This window comes from Streptococcus sp. CF10-1, from assembly GCF_024295825.1.
GTDB lineage: Bacteria > Bacillota > Bacilli > Lactobacillales > Streptococcaceae > Streptococcus.
Genome location: NZ_JANCPQ010000010.1, coordinates 18,729 through 41,372, shown reverse-complemented (window position 1 = coordinate 41,372; position 22,644 = coordinate 18,729). Strand labels below are relative to the sequence as shown.

Here is a 22,644-nt window from a genome sequence, read left to right as displayed (position 1 = left end):
CTAAACACAAAAACACCTCCTGTTGTGATAATTGCGATTGACAAAACGATTAGTAACCTTTTATGACTTTTTTTGATGCCAGAATTACTCATTTAAGCTTTCCTCCTTTTTCTTATTATACAATATTTTAAATTAATTTTAATTATATAAGAAGTAAAAACCGATCTCATTGCTGAAAACGGTTTTTAAAAGTATTAAATTATAACCTTGATTTACATAATTTATATTATGTAAATATCATCTACAACAATAAATCTTTGACTTTTCCAATTTCACTTTTGGGAATCACTAGGTGAATCATATCACCCAGATACATTCTAGTTGAGCCGTGAACTGTTTGGCTGTTGCCATTATGGACTTGGGTAGTTATGAGTACGTTATGTGGCAAGTTGAGCTCGTGAACCTGTTTTCCTGCTATTTTATCTGAAACAGGAATTTCAATTAGTGTTACTTCTCCTTCGTCTGTTGCTTCTTCTGGTAGCATTTTTTCTAGCATGGCCTCATAGACTGGTGCTCCCTTGAGCAGATCCATGACGATGTAGGCGACTAAGGTCACTAAGCCCAGTGGCATGAGGTTTCGAATGTCCCCTACCATCTCAGTAACAAGTATCATAGCGGTTAAGGGAGCTTTAGATATTGCTCCAAAGTAGCCACTCATTCCCAGAATGACAAATATAGGGAATTGCTCCTGACTGACAAGTCCAAGATTGACACAAATGACACCAACTAGGGCACCAAGTAAGGAACCAAGCGCCAAAATGGGTAGGAAAATTCCTCCTGGGAGGCCACTTCCATAACTAATCATGCTCCAAATAAAGCGGATCAAAAAGTATGCTAATAGAACCTGAAAACTAAAATCTTGCTCAGTCAAAGAAAGAACGACCTGATTTCCACCACCAAGGATTTGTGGCAAGAAAATCCCGACTGGTATGATAAGGATAAAGGCTAGGATTGGATAATAAGCTTTATCCAAATGGATTTTTTGACCAATCCAGTCATAAATTCGACCAACATTGAGTACAGCCTTCTCATAGAGAAAACCAGAAAGCCCGAGAAAAACTCCCATAAGGAGGTATATCCAATACTGGTCTAGGGTCATGAGAGGAATGTTGTCTGGCATATCCAGTACAGGTGTTAGGCCAAATATGAGCAGAGAAACAAAGTTTGCTACGATGCTAGCTGCTAGAGTTGAGACCCAGAAAAAGCGGGAAAAATGGTGATAGACTTCTTCTACAACAAAGAGGAGACCTGCAATTGGTGCATTAAAGGCAGCTGCTAATCCTGCAGCAGCTCCACTGGCAATCAGGGAACGTTCCTCTACTGGGCTAGATTTGAGCCACTTGGCAATACCTTTACCACCAACTGCTCCAAGTTGAATACTTGGCCCTTCCCGACCTAGCATAAGGCCACTGGCAATAGCAAGAATTCCTAATACATATTTCTTCCAGAGAACACTCCACCAGTTAAGAGTCATGAGTCCCTTTAGTTCGGCTTCGACTTGAGGAATTCCTGAACCCTTGATATCTTTTTCTGACCGAGTTAGTTTCGCACTAAGCCAGCAAACTATTAAATAAAATAGACCAATGATAAAAAGATTGCGCACTAGGTGCGCTGGTTCTTGATAGAGTCCTTGTATCAGATGGAAGCCCTTTTCGATTAAGAAACGAAAGGATCCGACGATGAGCCCGACGACGAGACCAACAATGATTCCTCGTCCAACTTGGGATAATATGGTGCTTGAGACAAAGGCAAATTCTTTCTTGGAACTGAGTGTTTCTGACTGTTCCTCCATAATCATTTCCTCTTACTTTTCTTTCTTAGTTGAAACCAGTGTTTTGACTGGTTCAAAACTGGTTCGGTGAATTGGGGTGACACCTAATTTTTCCAGTCCTTCTAGGTGTTTAGCTGTTCCATAGCCTGCATTAGCTGTAAAATCATATCCAGGATATTGCTGATCATATTCCTTCATCAATTCATCCCGTGTCACCTTGGCTACTATAGATGCAGCTGCGATGGAGAGGGAGTTGGCATCTCCTTTGATAATGGAGTTTTGTGAAATTGGTAACTCCAGTTTCATGGCATCTATCAAGAGGTGCTCAGGTTGCGGACTGAGCTGGGAGATTGCTTCCTTCATGGCTAGTTTGGTCGCTTCATAGATATTGACTTGGTCGATGACCTGATTATCCATGATACCAATCCCGATTGATAAAGATTGGTCTTGAACGGCTTGATAAATTTCCAGATGTTTCTTTTTAGGGATTTTTTTGCTATCGTTTAGGCCTCTAATCTTACAATTTTTTGGCAAGATAACGGCTGCAGCGACTACAGGTCCAGCAAGAGGACCACGGCCAACCTCATCAACACCTGCAATTAGGGTCAATCCTTGCTTGTAAAGCTCTTTTTCGTAGGAAAGCATGGATTCCAGGCGAAGGTCTTCATCCATTTCAGCTTGAATGGCTTTTTTACGCTTGTTGATTTCCTTTTGAACCCCAGAACGAGGATCTTTTTCGAATTCCAGAAAAAGAGGATTGTCTGAGTCTTTGACAGTAGCCAGAACTTCTCTGATTTCTTTAATCGTTGTCATCAATGTCGTCCAATGTATCTAAGGTATAGTTACCGAGTTTTCCATCACGGACTTCCTTGACGAAGAGACTATAAAAACGGTCGTAATCATCTCGGAAACCGAGGGCACGTGTCATATCCATGATGATAACAGGTGCTTCTTCTTCTATCTTCATTTGTTTGAAGCGTTCAGCTAGCTTTTCTGGATAATGTTTTTTGAAATAATTGAGACCAAAAATGGTCACCTCATCCATAGGAAGCAACTGGTCTTTAATGGCCCCTGTTAGGGCTAGTTTCAAAGCGACGGTTTCATCTTCGAACTTAGGCCAAAGAATCCCTGGTGTATCCAAGATTTCCAGGGATTTATTGGTTTTAAGCCATTGTTGCCCCTTGGTAACACCTGGTTTATTGCCGACAACCGCAATCTTTTTCCCAGCCAAACGGTTCATAAGAGTTGACTTGCCGGCATTTGGAATTCCAATAATCATGGTCCGCAAGGTTTCAATTTTGATGCCGCGTTCTTTCTGGCGTGCAATCTTATCAGCCATGAGCTTTTTAGCTGCATCCGTCACAACTTTTACAGTTACTTGCTCTTTGGAGTTGATAGCCAGAGTTTGGATTCCCTGTGATTCAAAATACTGACGCCATTCTTTGGTCATTGCGGGATCAGCCAGATCTGCCTTGTTCAAAATCAAGAGTTTTGGTTTATCACCCACAATCTTGTTTAACATAGGATTTTGACTAGATAGAGGTAAGCGAGCATCTACCAAAATCGTCACAAAATCAACAAATTTTAAATTCTCCTGAACTTGTCGTCGAGCCTTAGACATGTGGCCCGGAAACCATTGAATTGTAGCCATAAATTTCCCTTTCCGACTAAAAAAATGTAGTAAAAACGTTTTCTATCTCACTATCTATTCTATCATAAATTAGGAACTTTTGCACAGGCTTTGACCATAACAAATGATAAATAGTAATCGTGTGAAACATCCTTGATGTCAGCAACGATTTACTTGACTTTTTTTGCTGATGGGTATATACTTAGTGTATACAGATTCGTGGAGGTAGAGCGATGAATACAGTAAAGACTCGGAAGGTGGGAAACTCTCTCACTGTGACGATTCCTAAGAATTTGGGGATGACAGAAGGTCAAGAAATGGTTGTCTACAAAGGGATTGACGGAGTCATTGTCTTAGCTCCAAAACTAAAAGATCCTTTTGATGGAATTACTGATTTGAGAATGACAAATGATTTTGAAGGGGTAAGGTCACTTGATAGCGAAATCTGAGTATATTCCTGAAAAGCAGGATATCATTTGGCTGGATTTTGATCCATCAGTTGGTCGAGAAATCCAGAAAAGGCGCCCTGCCTTGGTTGTTTCTAGGAGAGAATATGCCTTGCAAACTGGTTTTGTGGCTGTCTGTCCTATCACTCATGGCCAACAACGTTTGGCAGAAAAAGGCTTGCTCGTTCCTGTCTCGTCGGATAAGGTAGATGGTGCTGTCAATCCATTTCAACTGTATACCTTTGATTTTCGAATGCGACATGCTCAAAAAATAACAAGAATGGACACGCAGTGTTTTCAGAAAGTCGTCCAACTTTACCAGTACATCTTTGGAGATACTTAAATCCTACCGTGCATAAACAAGGTAGGATTTTTTTCTATATGAGCAATCTATCTAAAAACGGGTGAAGGCAATTGAGGAGAATTCCTCTAATCCAGCTTTCTTGTGCAGATGATAAATGTTCTGCCTGAAGGCATTCTTTTAGAAAATCGCGGACTTGTTCTGGTGAGATTTCAAACTCAAAGGCTTTCATCTTGTAGAAAAAATCGATGAGATGCCCAGATAAGTAATCATTTGAAAAGGGTACTTCTCCACTTTTTCGATACTCTAGTAAGAGTCGAGCAAATCTAGCTTTTTCATCAGGCAAATCACGAAAATAGGAATTAAGAAGCCAAGTCTGTTTCTGCTTTCGTTCAATAGGATCTTGATTTGCAATTCGCTGATCCTTTTCCAACTCCTTTTGGTTTTGTTTAGCCTTGATAGCCCGTTCTTCTCTATTTTTTCCAAAGAGGATTTTCTCCCATTTTCGTTCTTCTTGGGTGAGGGGTTCTGTAAAGCCAAAGTAATCTTGATAAGCGCGTTCTGCAGGTCCCATGGCAAGAATGAGGTTATCAGCGTATTGCTTGGCGATTTTATCTCTCTTCTTGCGTTCTTTCTCTGCTTGAATTCGTAAATGCTGCTCGTAGTCGATTTTCTCCTTGCCTAGTTTGACAAGATAGAGTTGGTCATCGGTCTTACCAAGTAAAAAGGGTTTGATACACTTTTCCAGCACTTCTTCCATACGAGCCTTCTTCTTTGGCTCTGCCTTGGTCCAACTTCCGCCTTGAAAGACCTCTAGGAAGAGATGATAGTCTCTCTCAGGTGCGAATTGATTGCCACGATTGGCTTTGAAAACACCTTTCTCCCAAAACCATTTTAGAAGTCGTTCGTCAAAATCGCTTTTATTGATATTGATTTTTTCCTTTTTCTGGGCCTTTCTGGTTAGGTTTTCAACTTTTCTGAGTAGTTTTTCTTCCTCTTCTAGTTGCTGATCGAGGCTAATACGATGAAAATGGCGAACACAGTCGCTTCCGATAGGAAAGAGACGTTGGCCTGTAACTCCGTTAAAGAGTTCGTAGGAGTATTTTATGGCGTTCCCGCAGACACAGTTACTACGACCAATGCCATTAAAAATCAAGGAAACTTCATTCCATTCCTTGGTAGCTTGATCCCAAGTATCGGCTTTTGAAGCCTGTAAAACCGCATCATGCAGGGATTTTCTAACTGGAAGTGTCATGAGGTCTCCTTTCTAATACTCAATGAAAATCAAAGAGCAAACTAGGAAGCTAGCCGTAGGCTGTACTTGAGTACGGCAAGGTGAGGCTGACGTGGTTTGAAGAGATTTTCGAAGAGTATAAATTATACTTTTACAACTTGAACCTCATCTTTACCGAGTAAAATCAAGTATTTCTCAATATTTTCAATCAAATAAGCTCGAGATAAAGCCTCTCCGTATAGGGCTAACTGACCACGATAGCGGTCTATGAGTTGACTTGGTTCATCGTATCGGTCAGTCTTGTAGTCAAAAAGAACGATGCGATCCCCATAAAGCAGATAGCCATCCAAGATCCCACGAACAACAAAGTCTTCCTGACTCTTTTGATCTTTTTTGAGCATGGAGAAAGGTTGCTCGCGGTAGAGATGGCTGGTATTAGCGAGAATTTCCTGACCAAGTGGTGTTTCAAAGAAGGCGAGAATTTTAGAAAGATTGATCTTGTCTCTTACAGCTGGACTAGTCTGAACTTGTTTGAGAGTTTCTGTCAGGCTAGCAAGTGTTGGTTGATGAATGAGGTCAATTCTTTGCATGAGTTCGTGGGTTGCACTACCAATCTCAGCTCCAGTTATCTTTTCTTTAGTTGAAAAATCTGGTAAATCAAAGCTGATTTGCTTCTCCGGTGATTGAGTTTGGTTCGTAATTTCTACCCCTTCCATATCCATAACCGGTTCGTAGAATTTCTTGATTTGGCTTGGGGTTTGAACACTTGGTAGTTCAATGGCTGCGCGGTGAAGAGTATTATAAACTTCCACCTCTTTCAGCATTTCCAAAGCTTCTTTGATGGTTTCTGACTGGCGGTTGTCTGCTTGAGAACTATCTTGTAGAGGACTCTTGTTTTCCAACTGACCAATAGCTTCCCTAGTCAACTGGTCTTCACCAACAAAACGATAGCTAAAGTTGAGATTGTCCTTGGCAAATACTTTGCTGATAGCCCAGATCCAATCTTGGAAATTTCTTGCTTGCAGTCTGGTATTGCTATCTAATTTTCCGCTATTTGCTGCCGGGTATACCTTGGCTTCTAGCTTTTCACGAGAGCCCTTACCGACAAGATAGAGCTTTTTCTCAGCTCTCGTCATGGCAACATACAGCAGACGCATCTGCTCTGAATAGCTAGCCAGTTGCAGTTCTTTCTCATTCTGTGTATAGGTCAGGCTAGGAATGGAGAGTTTGATGGTTTTAGGATAGTGTGCTTCCACTGCTCCTGTTTCCACCTTGGCAATGTATTTGACACCAAGCCCATTTTGACGGCTGATAATGACGTCTGACATCGAGTCTTGCTTGTTGAAGTCCTGATCCATGTTGAGGATAAAGACGTAAGGAAATTCCAATCCTTTGCTCTTGTGAATGGTCATAAGTTCCACGGCATCTTTAGGCGGTGCGACGGCTACGCTTGCGAGGTCATGCTGAGCCTCTAAAACTTGGTCAATCATACGGATAAAACGTGATAAGCCCTTGAAATTGCTCTTTTCAAACTGGTCAGCTCGCAGAGCTAGGGCATAGAGATTAGCCTGTCTAGCAGGTCCGTTCGGCAAAGCCCCAACATAGTCATAATAAAAACGGTCGTTGTAAATCTTCCAAATCAAGTCATAGAGAGTGTGGGTTTTGGCATATAAGCGCCAAGAATCCAAGATATCCATGAACTGACTTAATTTTTCCGCTAGAGCTGTATGAATTAACTCTTTCTGCCTAGCTGCTTGTTTTTGAGCATTGATAAGTTTCTCAAAAAGATTCTCTTGGACTTTATCTTCTGCTTTCTGAAGGGACAAGCGTGCCAACTCGTCCTCATCAAAGCTAAACATAGGAGACTTCATAAGTGCTACCAAGGCATAGTCTTGCAGGGGATTGTGAATGACGCGCAGGGTGTCCAGCATGACTTGTACTTCTAGGGATTGGAGATAATTGTTTTGCTCACCATCGGTTTTAACTGGAATTCCGTACTCAGACAGGGCGAGGAGAATCTGGTCGTTTCGACTGCGACTGGAGGTCAAAAGGGCTATTTCTTTAAAGGTAACACCATTTCCCTGATGGAGCTTCAAGATTTCCTTGATAACTAGGCGTATTTCTCCTGTGAGTTTCGTGTCTGCATCACTTTCTTCTTCCTCTTGCCCACTATCGTTCTTGTCGTAGAGGAGAAATTCTGCCTTGTTGTCTGGATTGGGAGTCAGTTTGGTATTGGCAAAAACAAGCTGGTGCATACTGTCATAGTTGATTTCGCCGACCTCTTGGTCCATAAGGCGTGCAAAAACATCATTGGTTGCTGACAGCACTTCTGAACTACTACGGAAATTTTCCTTGAGGAGTATCAATTTACCCTCTTTAGGATTTTGCGCATAGCGTTGGAATTTTTCATTGAAAATCTGCGGGTCTGCCTGACGGAACCGGTAGATGGACTGCTTGATATCTCCCACCATAAAGCGATTGTGACCATTCGACAGCAATTCCAGCATCCGTTCTTGAATGTGGTTGGTATCCTGATACTCATCTACCATGACTTCGTGGAATCGTTCCTGATAAGCCTCGCGGACTTGTGGGAAATTCTCTAAAATCTCAATGGTGTAATGACTGATATCAGCGAATTCAAAGGCATTTTCTTGGCGTTTACGTTCACGATAAGCCTCCACAAAATCACTCATAAAGGTTTGGAAAGTTTTAGCTAGCTCCCAAGTATCTTCATGATAACGTTCTTGGTAGTAGAGAATGGTTATCTGGTCCGCTAGTTGTCCTAGTTTAGCAAACTGGACCTTTCTCTCATCGTTATAGGTATCAGCCAGTGGTTTTAAATCGGCCTTACGACTGGAGTTAGTTAGAGCCCGACCATTTTTCTCCTTAGAGATGGCGACAATACGCGCAAGCACAGCTTGATAAGCCTGGCTATCGGACTCTTGATTTAAGGAGCTAATTTGATCCAGAACCTGTTGAACAGCTTCTAAATAGGCAGCTTTGGGAAACTCCTTGGCATCATTATCCAGATGATAACGGAAGAAACTTTCCAAGTCCCAAAGCGCTTGCTTGATTTGCTCAGTTAGTTTGTCTTTTTCATTTGCAAAGTCAGCTTCTTCAAACCCTTTGAGAAAAGACTCGTTCAACCATTTTTGGGGACTGCTGGTGGATTGGAGGAAATCATAGATTTTGTAGACTTGCTGGCGCAGACCACGTTCATCCTTGCCACGCCCAGCAAAGTTCTTCACCAAACGGCTAAATTTCTCTTTATTCTCACCTTGGTAATGCTCTTCAAAAACCTGATGAAAAACTTCGTTCTTTAAGAGTAACTGTTCACTTTCATTTTGTAGAATACGGAAGTTCGGTGCGATATCAATCAGATAACCATGCTTGCCAAGGAATTTTTGTGTGAAAGAGTCCATGGTTCCGATGGCAGCGTTTGGTAGGTCTGCCAACTGGCGACCCAAGTGTTGTTTAAGGTCAACATCGCTACTTTCTTGGATTTGTTGGCCGATTTTTTTCTCCAAACGTTCCTTAAGCTCTGTAGCAGCCTTGACTGTAAAAGTCGAGATAAAGAGTTGGCTGATTTCCACACCACGCGCCAATTGATCCAGAATACGCTCTGCCATGACAAAGGTCTTCCCTGAACCAGCAGACGCTGAAACAAGAATATTTTGCCCTGCTGTGTAAATGGCTTGGATTTGCTCGGCTGTTTTCTTCTGTTCCTTGCTCGAACTTGCTTCTGCTTTTTGCAGTTTTTGAATTTCTTCCTCAGTTAAAAAGGAAATGGGCTTCATCGATTCAACTCCTCTCTCATTTTCTCAAACCAAGCTTGCTTAAGTTTTTCTCCGACCAGACGTTTGCCGTCAGACAACTCTAATTTCTCAAGAAAACGGGCTTGTCCCAAATGGTAGTTTGCTTCAAATCCTGTAATGGCTTGATATTGTTGGACGTATGGGGCAATACTTCTGCCATTCTCTGTGTATGGATTGATGGCGAACTGGCCTTCTAAAATCGTCTCAGCTGCTTTCTTGTAAAGATGGGCATTATAGTCTAGTAAGAGCTGGAATTCCTCGTCTGTCAGCTGATTGGCCTTGTTTTTGTTATATAATTCGCCCAAATGACTGCTTTCTTTTTCTAAAAAGAGTCCCTGGTATTTCATTGACTTGCTGGCTTCTGCTACTGCTCCAGCCAAACTCTTAACGTTCAACAGAGATTGGACAGGTTCAGCCATTTCTAGGTACATAGCACCGAAAAAGTTTTGCTCTCCTTCTCCCTTAAGGGCAGCAAGATAAGTCGGCAGTTGGGAATTGAGCCCATTAAAGAAATGAGGAAACTGGAACTGAGTTAAACTAGACTTGTAGTCTACCACTCCCAGTGCTCCATCAGCTTTCAAACGATCGATTCGGTCAACCTTACCTCGCACATGGACACTGCGACCATTATCCAATTGAATAAAGGCCTGGTCCTTACCACCAAATGTTGCCTCCTCTTGGATGGTTTCAATGGCTGGATTATGACGTAGGATGTGGCCAGTGGTCCGAGCGACATCAAGCAGAACTTCCTTGGTAAACTGAGCTTCCAAACTTTCTTGATAAATGGCTTCAAATTCGCGTTCTTGGCTGGTTTCTTGAATAGCTTGTTCCAAACGCTGGTCAAACGGATTTTCAGCAGGCAGTTTCAAGGCACGTTCAAAAATACGGTGCAAAAAATTTCCGTGACTGCGAGCGTCTGGACGCAGGCGCAATTCTTCCTGCAAACCTAAGACATAACGGAGGAAATAACTGTATTCATTGCGGTAAAACTCCGTCAAACCAGACGTAGACAGGTAAAACTCCTTGTCAGCGGGATAGAGAGCCTGCAAGGTCTCTTTCTCTAATGGCTTGCTACTTGGATTAGTTGGGATAACTGGATTTGTAAGACCTTTTTGGTCAAGTTTTTTCCCCATGATACGAGCCAAAACCTTGACAAAGGTCAAATCTTGCTCAGTATTACTTGTCTCGCCCTGCTGATGATAGGCAACTAGACTAGACAATAGACTGTGATAAGAACCCATATCATCCTTAGACAGACTTTTTTGATGAATCTTCTTCTCTGTCCGGCTAAATCCAAAACTCACCAGTTCCTGAAGATAGGCCGTTTCCTTGCTCTCATTTTCATTAAGAAGACTTGGTGCTGACAACACCAACTGCTTACGGGCGGCATTGACTAAAGAAAGCATGGTATAGCGATTTTTCTTGAGATTTTCGCTACTTGCAATCAGTAATTGTGCTCCCTCTTCAGTAGCTTGGTTTAGGCTTTGTCTTTCTTCATCTGTCAATAGACTGGTGTTTTGCGCAATTTTTGGCAAATGATCCTGAGTGAGTCCAATGGCATAGACAAAGTCAGCGGTCAGAGGTGCAATCAAATCGTAACTCTGCACCAGAACAGTGTCCACTGTCGCTGGAATAGTGCGATACTGAGATAAAGTCATCCCTGAGTGGAGCAAGGCTAGGAAGTCCTCCAGACTAACTTGCGAACCATCAAAAACCGTCGCAAATTGTTCTAAGGCATGACAAAAGGCTTTCCAAACTTCAGCTTGTCTTTCCTGTTCTAGAGTTTCCATAGTAGCTGTCAAATCTTGCATCTGCTTGCTTAAAGCAGCATTTTTTAGAAAAATACTCCACTTTTGCAAGAGATTTTCAGCTTTTTGCTTCCGACTGGCAAATAAGGTTTCAAGTGGTACCAAAACTCGCAGACGAATGGCGTTCAAACGTGCCAAATCAAATTTTCCGTGGTGGGATTTTGTGAAGGTCTGCTGAAAAGCTGGCAACCCATTGATGCCAAGATAGCGGAGATATTGCTCAAAAGTATCAATATCATCCTGACTAAGGTCAGTATACAAACCAGTTCTGAGGAGATTAATCAAATCTTCTTGACGAAAACGGTAGCGTTTCAAACGCAAAATAGATTCGACATACTGGGTTAAGGGGTGGTGAGCCATAGATTCACTTCTACCAAGATAGAAAGGAATCTGGTACTGGTCAAAAATGGTCTTTAAGGACAACTGATAAGAAGCCACATCTCCTAAGAGAATACGAAAATGCTTGTAACTCAGTTCTGGATTGTCATGTAATTGTTGACGAATGCTGCGGGCTACCAACTCCAACTCTTCCTTTTGTGTCAAACAAGACCAGATTTGCAGATTTTCACGGTCTTTCTCATCGATATATAAAGCGAGTTCTGAAAAGTCATAAGTAGACTCCAGCAAACGAGAGGCCTTGTCAAAACTATCCATTTTCTCATGTGTCTGAGAAAGATCCTGAGCAGGTGTTTGGTATTTTGCCCCCAAATGATGGAGGAATTCCACACTGGCTTGATAGAGATTGCCTTCAGTGAAAGGACTGATATAGGCTTTCTTGCTTGCATAAGCACCAATGACAATCTCGACACCTTTTCGATGAAGCAGATCCACTACACGCTCTTCCTCGGCAGAAAAACGGGTAAATCCATCAATAACCAAGGCAATCTGACTAAAATCACTACTTACCTTGCCATTTTCAATAGCCTCAATCAAATGGGACAACTGACTTCCCTGAGCCAACTGACTTTGATTGAGATAGGCAGTCACTTTCTCAAAAATCAAGAGTAAGTCTGCCCGCTTATCCCCATCCGTCAAACTTTCCAAGTCCAAAAAGTTCATCTGAGCAGTCGTTATCTCATGATAAAGTTCAACCAACTGCTGGATAAATTGAGGATCCTGCTTAATCGCACCATAAACTCGCAATTCTTTAGGATCAAGTTCCGCAAGGAACTTATAAAAAGCCATCCCAAGCCCGATGTCATCTAGACTAGTTTTAGTCGGCAAATCATTAAAGACCAGGTAACGAGCCATTTGAGCGAAACGCGTGACGGTAATCGCAAAAGAAGCCTGCTGGGACAAGCATTCCAGCACGGCGCGTTCCTTTTCAAAAGAAAGAGAGTTGGGGGCGATGTAGAAAACCCGCTTGCCTGCAGCAACTAGCTCTTCTGCCTCTCTCGTTAAAATTTCAGTCAAAGAAGTCCGAATATCAGTATAAAGTAATTTCATCTCAGCCTCGTTGGAATTTTTCATTACCTTTTATTATACCATTTTTTAATGAAGCAATCCTGTAAATAATCGGTTCTTGCTCATCTATTGAAAAGAAAAATGCCGGAAAATTCCGACATTGTTTCAGTAAGCTAACTTCCTGAAAATAGGAGTAACCACAAGTCCCAGAAGGCAGTGATATTGATAAGGATATGAAGTACTATTGGATAGTAGAGATTTTTAGTCATGCGATACAATAGGGCTAAAATAAGACCTCCACTAGCATAAATGAAAAAAGCAAGAGGTGTTAAAGCGAAATTGATATGAATACAACCGAAAATAATAGCAGAAAGCAAGATATCTCCGTACCAAGGTGAGTTTTTGAAAAAGGTTGTCATAAGCACACCGCGATAAATCAATTCCTCAGCAATAGGGCCGATGAAGCAAACTATGAGCAAGAAATAGGGTAATTCCTGTCGCCCTATCATTTCTATCGTTTCATTCAAAGAAATTTGATTCGAGGACGAGGGGATGAAATAAGACAAGAGGAAGTCGGACATATACGAAATGATGTAGCCCAGTAAAAGGTAGATAAAGTACCTCGGCTGCCACTCGAATTGAAAAGTCTTTTTTCCTGAAAAAACTAGTAGATAGATGAATGCTGACAAAAGAACACCACTCTCCATCAAAAGCATAATCTGAAAAAACTCACGACTTGCTGGTAGATAGGGCTTTGCGAGGTGATTGAAAAGCCTCCAAAACCAAGTTGATTTGTAAAAAATTAAGGACAATGCTAGTAAAATTTGGATACTTCGTTTTTTCATATTGTACCTCAGCTTTTCTCCCCTCGTCTCTTCATATTACTAATAAATTTTACTTAAAATCTCGCAGCACTTCCTTTGCAAAGATGATTGCCTCCTCCAATATATCCTAAATCATAGGTGCCTCTGGGACAAAATCCATGAACCGGCAGAGTTAATACTGGTTCTATTTCCCAATCATATCTACCATTAAGATTTTTACCATAGGGATCTGCTCCACCTTGTATCAGCTCTAATTCTTCATTTGTTAGATTTATATTTTTTTTCATTAAAACCATGATGTATTCCTCCATTATTGTTCAGATTAGTTGAGTAATCTGCTACTCATAACTACTTACAAAAAAACTATTATGTTTTAAGTTAGTTTTTTATGTTTGTCTAGTTGCAACTTTGACAAGTTTAGTATAGCACATCTTTGCAAAATATCCTCTTCAAATCTTGAATTGTCATCGAAACGTCCTAAACTGTGTAATCAATCACCCCCTAAACTTTTAGCCTGATTTTTTCTAAAATATGCTATAATAAAAGCAAAACACCTAGAAAAGGAAGTCTTATGATTAAACTACTAGCCTTGGATATGGACGGAACCCTCCTTAATGAAGCCAAGGAAATCCCGCAAGCCCACATCACTGCCATTCACCAAGCTATTGAAAAAGGTGTCAAACTGGTTCTCTGTACAGGTCGCCCGCTTTTCGGTGTCCTTCCCTACTATAAAAAACTAGGACTGGACCTCCAGAATGAGTATGTCATCGTCAATAACGGTTGTTCAACTCACCAGACCAGTGACTGGAGTCTAGTTGACTGGCAAGAACTCAGTCCAGCTGACATTGAATACCTCTATGACTTAGCAGACAAAAGCGACGTCCAGTTGACTCTTTTTGATGAGAAACATTATTTTGTTCTCGGTGGCAAGCCTAATCAAATTGTTCAAAATGATGCCAAGCTAGTCTTTTCAGACCTGACTGAAATCTCCCTTGAAGACGCGACTAGTGGCAAGTATCGGATGTTCCAAGGTATGTTTTTAGGAACAAAAGAGCAAACAGACGATTTTGAGCAGCGGTTCGCTGAGGAACTCTGCCAACGATTTAGCGGCGTTCGTTCGCAGCCTGTCATTTACGAAGCAATGCCCCTTGGAACGACCAAGGCTACTGCTCTTTCACGTCTAGCTCAGATCTTGAAGATCGAGCCCTCAGAAATTATGGCCATGGGCGATGCCAATAACGATATCGAAATGCTTCAGTTTGCAGGGCTTGGCATTGCTATGGGAAATGCCAGTGATTATGTCAAATCCTTAGCCAATGACGTTACAACCAGCAACGAAGAAGACGGCGTTGCGCGTGCCATTGAGAAGTATATTTTATAAATAAGAAAAGCAAATAGACAGTCAATACTTCTATTTGCTTTTTTGCTATTTAACCAAATAAGCAATCAAGGCTATAATCCATAGATGAGCTGGGTAGAAAATATAAAAGAAATATTTACTCCAACTAGTTTCTTTTCCTCGCTGTCCATTATACAAGGCCATAAAAGGAAAAACGGTGATAAAGAGCCAGTCAGAATTGAAAAGCATCATTTCCAGTGTTTGGTGCCAAGTGTCGTAAATTTGGATGGAAGTCACTAACAAGAAGGCCCACAGAAATGCATAGAGAAGATTTCGCAATCCCTTACGATTTCGACAAGAGTAACTAATCAAGAGAAATGGTAACATGGTGATGCCACCCTCAGTAAAAAGACACCCGAAAATCAAAAGCCCAGCAACTCCAATCCAACGCCACAACTTCTCTTTTTGCTCCATCTCTTTTCGAGGAAAACCAAGCCAAAGCATGGTAACACCGATAGCCAAAGTCAGGAAAATGTTATTATTGACCATTACTCCCTTGGATGCAAATAGGGCATTGAGTAGGCTATTTCCAGCAAACATGATAAGCGCCCAACTCCAGAGACGGATGAGGTAGTTTTTCAAATTTCGAGTATGGATGAAGCCTTCCATAGCCATATAGGCAAACCAAACTCCCACACAACGGGTCAAGGCGTGAAAGATACCTTCCCACAGAGGAGAAACGATCCCTGTAATATGGGGAATATGGTCTAGAACCATTACTGCCGCCATCAGATACTTCAACTGAGTCGCATTCCATTTTTTCATAATAAACCTCTTTCTTTTTGATCTACATAGAGTATAGCATACATTTCCGCGTATAATCGTACACCCATCTTACATTTAAAAAGCCTATCTTACATTTTTGTAAGACAGGCGTGAATATCAAAAGTTTATTATGAAAGTTACCATCTAGTCCGTAATTCGTTGGTACATTTCGGGTCTTCTATCACGAAACAGTCCCCAGTTGAGGCGTTCACTTGATCCCTTGTCAAGGTCATAAGTTGCTAACAGAACAGCTTCTCCTTGTCTTTCAGCTCTCTCTAGAATAGCTCCTGTTTCATCCGTCATAAAGGAGGAACCATAGAAGTCAAGACTAGAACTCTGTCCACCATTTTCCTCACTAGGAGTGACTTCTTCCAAACCGTAACGATTGGCTGCAATGACTGGGACAATATTAGCTGCTGCGTGCCCTTGCATAGTACGTTGCCAGTGACCACAACTATCTGTATCCAAAATCGGTTCCGAACCTATAGCTGTTGGGTAAAAGAGTAATTCTGCCCCATTCAACGCAAGACAGCGCGCTGTTTCAGGGAACCATTGATCCCAACAGATGCCAATCCCAATCTTAGCGTAGCGAGTATCCCAGACTTTGAAGCCGGTGTTTCCAGGCGTAAAGTAAAACTTTTCTTGATAATAATGGTCATCTGGTATGTGGGTTTTCCGATAAACGCCCAGCACTTCCCCATCAGCATCAATGACAGCGATAGAGTTGTACAAGACATTGCCATCTTTTTCATAGAAACTGATCGGTAAAACAACTTTTAGTTCCTTAGCAATCACCTTAAAATGCTGAATGGCTGTATTTTCTGTCACCGACTGAGAATACTGGTAATAGTCATACTGACGTTCTTGACAGAAATAGGGACGTTCAAACAACTCGGGCAAGAGAATAATTTGTGCGCCTTGTTCTGCAGCCTGACGTACTAAACGCTCTGCGGTTTGGATATTTGTTGCCACATCCTTGGCACATTGCATCTGGATTGCTGCAACTCTTACATTTCTCATCTTTTTCTCCTATTCTGGGATTTGTTGGGTGATACAGTGGATATTTCCACCACCTAAAAGAATGTCTCTTGCTGGTATTCCTACGACCTTACGGTCTGGAAAACACTTGTTGAGGATATCTAGGGCAACTTGGTCATTGACATCCTCAAACTGGGGAACCAAGACAGACTTGTTGGCAATATAGAAATTGACATAGGAAGCTGCAAGACGTTCACCTGCATAACGCTCTTCTTCCCCTTCTTTATAGATGTAGCCTGGCAAATCCTCTTCGGTTACAACTTGTCGAACTGCAGGGATAGGCAATTTATGAATGGTGAAGGGACGCCCTTTTGCATCCGTTTCCTTCTCTAAAAGCTTTAAATCAGCTACTGACATGGCATATTGGGGATCATTTTGATCATCTGTCCAAGCCAAGACAAGCTCTGCAGGACCAACGAAGGCTGCAACATTGTCAACGTGTTCATTGGTTTCGTCCTGATAAATACCATAAGGCAGCCAGATAACTTTTTCAGCGCCAAGGCACTCTAATAAGGTGTTTTCGATTTCCTCTTTACTAAGATGGGGATTGCGTCCAGGACTAAGCAAGCAACTTTCAGTCACAAGAATGGTCCCTTGACCATCGCTGTGTATGGCTCCGCCTTCCAGTACAAAAGGTTTGGCATCATAGACAGGCATTTCCAAGGACTCAGCAAAACGACTAGCTACTTGGTCATCCTCTTCATAATCTTGATAAAGACCATCGACTGTACCACCCCAGGCATTGAAAGACCAATCTACTGCCAACTTTTCTCTTTTATCATTGACGAGAATAGTCGGACCTGTATCACGCGCCCAGGCATCATTGATAGGAATATCTAAATAAACAACCTTGTCTCCAAGATAGAATTGAGCTTCAGATAGATGGTCCTGCTCCACCAAAAGATAAACAGTTTCCCCTTGGTCTATGGTCTTGATAATCTGAGTAAATGCTCTTTTGGCAGCCTTTCCTTGAAAGGGCCATGAACCTGGTCGAGTCGGCCAGATCATGAGGGTACCATGGTGTGGTTCGTACTCTGCTGGCATACGATAACCTGCTTTTTTCGGAGTTTCTATCATGATAATCTCCCCTTAAAGTCTTGATAGCCGAAAGCTTTGACTAAGCTGCAGTCACCTTGCTCGTCCATGAGATAGAGACTTGGCAAGCCAATACCGTTAAAGGTATTATTTTTGACAAACGAGTAAATAGCCATGTCTTCAAAATAGAGTCTGTCACCGATTTGGACTGGATTTTCAAAGCTATAATCTCCAATCACATCACCCGTCAGACAGGTATTAGAAGAAAGTCTATAGGTATGGGCTTTTTCCTGCGGTTCAAATCCATTTCTCAAAGGTGGACAATAGGGCATTTCAAGTACATCTGGCATATGGCAGGTTGCAGAGGCATCTAAAACCAAAATATCCATACCGTTTTCGACAATATCCAATACCTCAGTTACTAGATAACCCGCATTGAGTGCAATAGCTTCTCCCGGCTCGATATAGACTTCAAGATTGTAAGTTTCTCGGATACGCTTGATTTCAGAAATCAGCAAATCCACATCATAGTCTTCTCTAGTGATGTGGTGTCCACCACCCATATTGAGCCATTTAACTTGATGCAAATAGGGTCCAAATTGAGCTTCTACTGCTTTCAAAGTTGTCTCTAAATCATCTGCCCCCTGCTCACAAAGGGTATGAAAATGAAGCCCATCCACTAAGTCCAGCAAATCACTCGGTATCTTGTCTGAAGTCACTCCAAACCGAGATCCCGGAGCACAAGAGTCATAGAGCGCGTGATCTCCTTGAGTTGAACACTGTGGGTTGAGGCGCAAACCGACACTGATACCAGCCGCTCGACAACGAGCACCATGTTTACGCAATTGTCTCTCGGAGTTAAAAACGATATGGTCTGTTATCTCCAGCAATTCCTCCAAGTCCGCATCCTTGAAAGCTGGCGCAAAGACATGGACTTCCCCCGGAAATTCTTCTCTAGCAAGCTTCGCTTCATAGAGTCCACTAGCCGTTGTACCAGAGAGATACTGACTAATTAAGGGATAGGTTTTATAAAGAGAATACGCCTTCTGGGCCAGTAAAACCTTGCAGCCCGCTTCTTCCTGAACTTGCTGTAAAATACGGCAATTGGCTTCTAACTTGGCCAAGTCAATGACATAGGCTGGTGTGGGTACTTGTTCTAACTTCATTAGTCCACCATTTGTGGATTTTCAACCACAACCCATGGCAATCCGTACTCATTCAAAGATTCCATGAATGGATCTGGATCCAATTCTTCAAGGTTGTAAACTCCAGGTTGTTTCCAAGTTCCGTTCATCACTAATTTGGTCCCAATCATGGCTGGAACGCCTGTTGTGTAAGAGATTGCTTGTGAACCAACTTCTGCGTAACATTCCTGATGATCACAAACATTGTAGATATAGATAGTCTTTTCAACACCGTCTTTGACACCTGTAAAGATACAGCCGATATTGGTTTTTCCAACTGTACGTGGGCCAAGGCTGGCTGGATCAGGAAGCAAGGCTTTTAAGAATTGAATCGGTACAATGTCTTGTCCATTAAAGTTAATAGCATCCGTACGAAGGAGACCAACGTTTTCCAAGCATTTCATGTGAGTTAGATAAGATTGGCCAAAAGTCATAAAGAAACGAATGCGTTTAACACCTGGAATGTTTTTGGCAAGTGATTCGATTTCTTCATGGTGAAGGAGATACATATCTTTTTGTCCAACTTGAGGGAAATCATACTCACGCTTGATAGACATGGCTTCGACTTCGACCCATTTTCCATCTTCCCAGTAAGAACCTGGCGCAGAAACCTCGCGGAGATTGATTTCTGGGTTAAAGTTTGTTGCAAATGGATAACCGTGGTCACCACCATTACAGTCTAAAATGTCGATATAGTGGATTTCATCAAAATAGTGTTTGAGAGCATAGGCTGAAAAGACACTAGTCACACCTGGGTCAAAACCAGATCCAAGAAGAGCTGTCAAGCCTGCTTCTTTAAATTTCTCCTGATAAGCCCACTGCCACGAGTAGTCAAAGTAGGCTGTAAAACCAAGTTCCTTACAACGTTTCTCATAGATAGCGCGCCACTCAGGATCTTCTGTATCCTCTGCCTCGTAGTTGGCTGTGTCAATATAGTGGACACCTGTTGCCAAACAAGCATCCATAATAGTTAAGTCTTGGTATGGTAAAGCTACGTTCAAAACGGCTTCTGGCTTGTAGCTTTCAATCAAAGCAATCACTTCTTCAACCTTGTCAGCGTCAAGGGCAGCTGTCTCAATCTTTGTACTTGTTTTGTCTTCTAATTTAGCCTTTAAGTCATCACATTTTGACTTAGTGCGGCTAGCAATCATAATCTCTGTAAATGTTTCGCTATCTTGGCAAATCTTTGAAATAGCAACTTGGGCAACGCCCCCACATCCAATAACTAATAAACGACTCATTTTTTTCCTTCCTCTTCTTCTAAAATGTCCTCAACATACTTGGGCAACATAAAGGCTCCCACGTGTAAGTTTGCAGTATAGTATTCCGTGAAAAGCTGGCGTTTTTTCCAGCCTTCCTTGTCAAAATCTTTAACAGGGTGGTATTTTTTCGATGCAAATCCAAACAACCAATAGCCAGCAGGACTGGTAGGGATATGTGCCTGATAAACTCGGCTGATTGGAAAAGCTTGATTGACCTTGCGGTGCATGCTTCGGCAAGCTGACTCATCTTCGTCAAAGAAAGGACTCCCATGCTGGTAAATCATGATGCCATCTTCTTTGAGAGCTCTGTAGCTATTGCCGTAAAATTCCTTGGTAAAGAGCCCTTCCGTATGTCCAAAGGGATCTGTCGCATCGTTGATGATAATATCGTAGTCATCTTCACAGTTTCGTAAAAAGCGTAGCCCATTTTGGTAGTAAATGGTAACACGAGGATCATCTAGCCCCGCAGCAAAGTCTGGGAAATACTCACGACAGACTTCAACCAGCATCTCATCCGGTTCCACAATATCGATTTGTTCCAATTCTGGATAGAGGGTTAATACTTGGGCAACACCACCGTCGCCACCTCCAATAACCAAGACTTTCTTTGGATTTGGGTGGACAGCCATGGGAACGTGGACCGTCATTTCATTGTAAACAAAATCATCTGCATCTGAAAACAAGACATGGCCATTTAAGATCAATATTTTCCCAAAAGCTGGCGTATCTAATACTTCGATATCCTGCCATTCACTTTTTCCAGCGTAGAGTTGCTTGGCTGTTCTCAAGGATAATTTCACATCTGGAGTATGAACTTCAGAAAACCATAAATCCATCTAGTTCTCCTTTCTTTCAATGACATTGATGTGATTGACCTCTGGATCTTCCGTCCCTTGGAGGGAGCAACCACGCTCTTTGGCAAACAGGATATAATCCACAATTTCTCGTGTAATGCGTTCACCTGGTGCTAGGATTGGAATTCCTGGAGGATAGCACATGACAAATTCCCCACAGACTTGTCCAACAGAATCATCCAAGGTTAAACTTCTTCTCTCTGAATAAAAGGCTTCCTGAGGAGACAGCACTAACTCTGGCTGGATATATTCTCCAGCTATCAAGTCCTTTCCATCTCTTGAGTAGAGCCTCTTGATATCCGCCAAAGCACCGACCAGACGCTCAATGTCTTGGATGCGATCACCGATTGAAATATAGGCCAAGATATTGCCAATATCCCCAAACTCGATCTGAATGTCGTATTCATCTCGGAGGAGGTCATAAACCTCAATACCTGTTAAGCCAATACCCTGAGTATAAACTGACAGCTTGGTCACGTCAAAATCACAGACCGAAACACCGTCTATGAGCTCTTTTGAGTAGGCATAGTAACCACCGATAGCATTGATTTCACGACGAGCATACTCGGATAGCTCAATGACTTTCTCAAAAGACTCTTTGCCACGAAGGGCTAAGTTGCGACGAGAAATATCCAAACTAGACATAAGTAGGTAAGAGGCAGATGTAGACTGGGTCAGGTTGATAATCTGACGAACGTACTCAGGATTCATCTGCTCCCCGATAAGCAGAATGGAACTTTGAGTCAAACTTCCACCAGACTTATGCATAGAGACCGCCGCCATATCAGCTCCAGCATCCATAGCAGATAGTGGCAATTTATCTGTAAAATGCAAATGCGCTCCATGAGCTTCGTCTACTAAGACCAACATGCCAGCTTTATGAGCCATTTCCGTCAAACCCTTGAGGTCTGAACAAATCCCGTAGTAAGTTGGATTGTTAATCAAAATGGCTTTAGCATCTGGATGTTCCTTAATGGCTTGTGCCACCCGGTCATTTTCAAGTCCTAAAGCGATACCAATTTTAGGATCCACACTCATCTCGATATAGATGGGAATGGCACCACATAGAACCAGTGCATTGATAGCAGATTTGTGGACATTCCGTGGCAGAATAATCTTATCTCCTGCCTTACAAGTCGAAAGAATCATGGTTTGAACTGATGAGGTTGTTCCCCCAATCATGAGAAAGGCATGGGCTGCTCCAAAAGCATCCGCTGCCAACTCCTCTGCATCCCGAATAATCGAAATAGGATGGCCGAGATTATCCAAGGGTTTCATAGAATTGACATCAATGCCAACACATTTTTCTCCTAACAGTTCGACAAGTTCTGGATTTCCTCGTCCACGCTTGTGACCTGGCACATCAAAGGGGACAATTCTTTTCTTGCGTAGCTTGACCAAGGCCTCATAAATTGGGGCTTGGTTTTGATCTAACTTCTTCAAGACATACTCCTTTACCGTATTTTTAGCACCTCAAAAAGATAAAGGCGACTAAAGGTTGACTTATGAAAAAAGAGCAGGTTTTCACCTGCTCTGCAATCTTCTGACGTGTGTATTTTGGTTTCTGTTGAGTATGTCTGTTCCTGATGTTTCCTAACTCTCTAGTAGCAAATATTACGTACTTTATTGATCGTTTCACAAGATGACGTGTGCTTTCACCACACTAAAAATTTATGAATTAGGACAAACGTCCTAACATCAACTTATAAAAGTAGGCTTTTAACCCTATCAATAATGTGGCTTTTTAACCACGCTTCGGCATTCAACCCTGCCTGTCCGTAGGCATTTTTTACTCGGGTTTATATTTGCTAGAAAACATCATCTCATTTTCTAAGCCTTATAACTATATCATGTTTACAAGAGCTTGTAAAGGA

18 protein-coding genes are annotated in these 22,644 nt (G+C 42.0%); 3 read left to right on the top strand and 15 right to left on the bottom strand.

The window, feature by feature from the left end; translation table 11 throughout:
• Positions 1 to 241: 241 nt before the first annotated feature.
• The 3 genes from NMM25_RS10225 to ylqF are packed head-to-tail and all read right to left on the bottom strand — an operon-like array spanning position 242 to position 3,422.
• Positions 242 to 1,792 (bottom strand): ClC family H(+)/Cl(-) exchange transporter, encoded by a 1,551-nt coding sequence (locus NMM25_RS10225; protein WP_254736805.1) that lies wholly within the window; start codon positions 1,790 to 1,792, stop codon positions 242 to 244.
• 12 nt (positions 1,793 to 1,804) lie between these two features.
• Positions 1,805 to 2,584, bottom strand: coding sequence for a ribonuclease HII (locus tag NMM25_RS10220; protein ID WP_254736804.1), 780 nt, complete (start codon positions 2,582 to 2,584; stop codon positions 1,805 to 1,807).
• Positions 2,571 to 3,422, bottom strand: coding sequence for a ribosome biogenesis GTPase YlqF (gene ylqF / locus NMM25_RS10215; RefSeq protein WP_254736803.1), 852 nt, complete (start codon positions 3,420 to 3,422; stop codon positions 2,571 to 2,573). Before ylqF ends, NMM25_RS10220 begins: the two co-directional genes overlap by 14 nt.
• A gap of 212 nt (positions 3,423 to 3,634) precedes the next feature.
• On the opposite strand from ylqF, the gene NMM25_RS10210 reads away from it, so the two are divergent.
• Positions 3,635 to 3,850 (top strand): AbrB family transcriptional regulator, encoded by a 216-nt coding sequence (locus NMM25_RS10210; RefSeq protein WP_001098942.1) that lies wholly within the window; start codon positions 3,635 to 3,637, stop codon positions 3,848 to 3,850.
• A complete protein-coding gene (locus NMM25_RS10205; protein WP_084867273.1) occupies positions 3,834 to 4,190 on the top strand; it encodes a type II toxin-antitoxin system PemK/MazF family toxin in 357 nt (118 codons plus the stop codon). Before NMM25_RS10210 ends, NMM25_RS10205 begins: the two co-directional genes overlap by 17 nt.
• A 34-nt stretch (positions 4,191 to 4,224) precedes the next feature.
• On the opposite strand, the gene NMM25_RS10200 is transcribed toward NMM25_RS10205, so the two are convergent.
• From NMM25_RS10200 to NMM25_RS10180, 5 genes are all read right to left on the bottom strand, one after another.
• Positions 4,225 to 5,403: a hypothetical protein gene (locus tag NMM25_RS10200; protein ID WP_254736802.1), complete on the bottom strand. Its 1,179-nt coding sequence runs from the start codon at positions 5,401 to 5,403 to the stop codon at positions 4,225 to 4,227.
• A 122-nt stretch (positions 5,404 to 5,525) separates the two neighbouring features.
• Positions 5,526 to 9,179 (bottom strand): helicase-exonuclease AddAB subunit AddA, encoded by a 3,654-nt coding sequence (gene addA / locus NMM25_RS10195; RefSeq protein WP_254736801.1) that lies wholly within the window; start codon positions 9,177 to 9,179, stop codon positions 5,526 to 5,528.
• Positions 9,176 to 12,451, bottom strand: a complete 3,276-nt coding sequence (rexB, locus tag NMM25_RS10190; protein WP_254736800.1) for an ATP-dependent nuclease subunit B — start codon at positions 12,449 to 12,451, stop codon at positions 9,176 to 9,178. Before rexB ends, addA begins: the two co-directional genes overlap by 4 nt.
• 131 nt (positions 12,452 to 12,582) lie before the next feature.
• A complete protein-coding gene (locus NMM25_RS10185) occupies positions 12,583 to 13,254 on the bottom strand; it encodes a CPBP family intramembrane glutamic endopeptidase (protein WP_254725828.1) in 672 nt (223 codons plus the stop codon).
• Between the two features lie 53 nt (positions 13,255 to 13,307).
• On the bottom strand, positions 13,308 to 13,529 hold the full coding sequence (locus tag NMM25_RS10180; protein ID WP_213988535.1) for an SP_0924 family bacteriocin-like peptide: 222 nt from the start codon (positions 13,527 to 13,529) through the stop codon (positions 13,308 to 13,310).
• Positions 13,530 to 13,804: 275 nt separating this feature from the next.
• Here NMM25_RS10180 and NMM25_RS10175 point away from each other — a divergent pair, with 275 nt between their 5' ends.
• A complete protein-coding gene (locus NMM25_RS10175; protein WP_254725829.1) occupies positions 13,805 to 14,614 on the top strand; it encodes a Cof-type HAD-IIB family hydrolase in 810 nt (269 codons plus the stop codon).
• Between the two features lie 45 nt (positions 14,615 to 14,659).
• On the opposite strand, the gene NMM25_RS10170 is transcribed toward NMM25_RS10175, so the two are convergent.
• The 7 genes from NMM25_RS10170 to NMM25_RS10140 all read right to left on the bottom strand — a co-directional run bounded on the left by NMM25_RS10170 (position 14,660) and on the right by NMM25_RS10140 (position 22,213).
• Positions 14,660 to 15,397 carry a TraX family protein gene (locus NMM25_RS10170; protein WP_254736799.1) on the bottom strand — a complete coding sequence of 246 codons (738 nt, stop codon included), beginning with the start codon at positions 15,395 to 15,397 and terminating at the stop codon, positions 14,660 to 14,662.
• A gap of 144 nt (positions 15,398 to 15,541) precedes the next feature.
• Entirely contained in the window at positions 15,542 to 16,417 is an 876-nt protein-coding gene (aguB, locus tag NMM25_RS10165) for an N-carbamoylputrescine amidase (RefSeq protein ID WP_254736798.1), read from the bottom strand.
• Between the two features lie 9 nt (positions 16,418 to 16,426).
• Entirely contained in the window at positions 16,427 to 17,512 is a 1,086-nt protein-coding gene (gene aguA, locus NMM25_RS10160) for an agmatine deiminase (RefSeq protein WP_254736797.1), read from the bottom strand.
• A complete protein-coding gene (gene nspC / locus NMM25_RS10155; protein WP_254736796.1) occupies positions 17,509 to 18,636 on the bottom strand; it encodes a carboxynorspermidine decarboxylase in 1,128 nt (375 codons plus the stop codon). The genes aguA and nspC overlap by 4 nt, the downstream gene beginning before the upstream one ends.
• Positions 18,636 to 19,895 carry a saccharopine dehydrogenase family protein gene (locus NMM25_RS10150; RefSeq protein ID WP_254736795.1) on the bottom strand — a complete coding sequence of 420 codons (1,260 nt, stop codon included), beginning with the start codon at positions 19,893 to 19,895 and terminating at the stop codon, positions 18,636 to 18,638. Before NMM25_RS10150 ends, nspC begins: the two co-directional genes overlap by 1 nt.
• Positions 19,892 to 20,752, bottom strand: a complete 861-nt coding sequence (gene speE, locus NMM25_RS10145) for a polyamine aminopropyltransferase (protein WP_000366713.1) — start codon at positions 20,750 to 20,752, stop codon at positions 19,892 to 19,894. The genes NMM25_RS10150 and speE overlap by 4 nt, the downstream gene beginning before the upstream one ends.
• Positions 20,753 to 22,213 carry an aminotransferase class I/II-fold pyridoxal phosphate-dependent enzyme gene (locus tag NMM25_RS10140; protein ID WP_254736794.1) on the bottom strand — a complete coding sequence of 487 codons (1,461 nt, stop codon included), beginning with the start codon at positions 22,211 to 22,213 and terminating at the stop codon, positions 20,753 to 20,755.
• Positions 22,214 to 22,644: the final 431 nt, after the last annotated feature.

Bases quoted from the DNA above. Each gene is read 5' to 3' on its own strand.
- NMM25_RS10225 (WP_254736805.1), bottom strand. From the start codon at position 1,792: ATGGAGGAACAGTCAGAAACACTCAGTTCCAAGAAAGAATTTGCCTTT.
- NMM25_RS10185 (WP_254725828.1), bottom strand. From the start codon at position 13,254: ATGAAAAAACGAAGTATCCAAATTTTACTAGCATTGTCCTTAATTTTT.
- addA (WP_254736801.1), bottom strand. From the start codon at position 9,179: ATGAAGCCCATTTCCTTTTTAACTGAGGAAGAAATTCAAAAACTGCAA.
- aguA (WP_254736797.1), bottom strand. From the start codon at position 17,512: ATGATAGAAACTCCGAAAAAAGCAGGTTATCGTATGCCAGCAGAGTAC.
- nspC (WP_254736796.1), bottom strand. From the start codon at position 18,636: ATGAAGTTAGAACAAGTACCCACACCAGCCTATGTCATTGACTTGGCC.
- NMM25_RS10170 (WP_254736799.1), bottom strand. From the start codon at position 15,397: ATGAAAAAATGGAATGCGACTCAGTTGAAGTATCTGATGGCGGCAGTA.
- aguB (WP_254736798.1), bottom strand. From the start codon at position 16,417: ATGAGAAATGTAAGAGTTGCAGCAATCCAGATGCAATGTGCCAAGGAT.
- NMM25_RS10210 (WP_001098942.1), top strand. From the start codon at position 3,635: ATGAATACAGTAAAGACTCGGAAGGTGGGAAACTCTCTCACTGTGACG.
- ylqF (WP_254736803.1), bottom strand. From the start codon at position 3,422: ATGGCTACAATTCAATGGTTTCCGGGCCACATGTCTAAGGCTCGACGA.
- NMM25_RS10200 (WP_254736802.1), bottom strand. From the start codon at position 5,403: ATGACACTTCCAGTTAGAAAATCCCTGCATGATGCGGTTTTACAGGCT.
- NMM25_RS10220 (WP_254736804.1), bottom strand. From the start codon at position 2,584: ATGACAACGATTAAAGAAATCAGAGAAGTTCTGGCTACTGTCAAAGAC.
- NMM25_RS10150 (WP_254736795.1), bottom strand. From the start codon at position 19,895: ATGAGTCGTTTATTAGTTATTGGATGTGGGGGCGTTGCCCAAGTTGCT.
- NMM25_RS10180 (WP_213988535.1), bottom strand. From the start codon at position 13,529: ATGGTTTTAATGAAAAAAAATATAAATCTAACAAATGAAGAATTAGAG.
- speE (WP_000366713.1), bottom strand. From the start codon at position 20,752: ATGGATTTATGGTTTTCTGAAGTTCATACTCCAGATGTGAAATTATCC.
- NMM25_RS10175 (WP_254725829.1), top strand. From the start codon at position 13,805: ATGATTAAACTACTAGCCTTGGATATGGACGGAACCCTCCTTAATGAA.
- rexB (WP_254736800.1), bottom strand. From the start codon at position 12,451: ATGAAATTACTTTATACTGATATTCGGACTTCTTTGACTGAAATTTTA.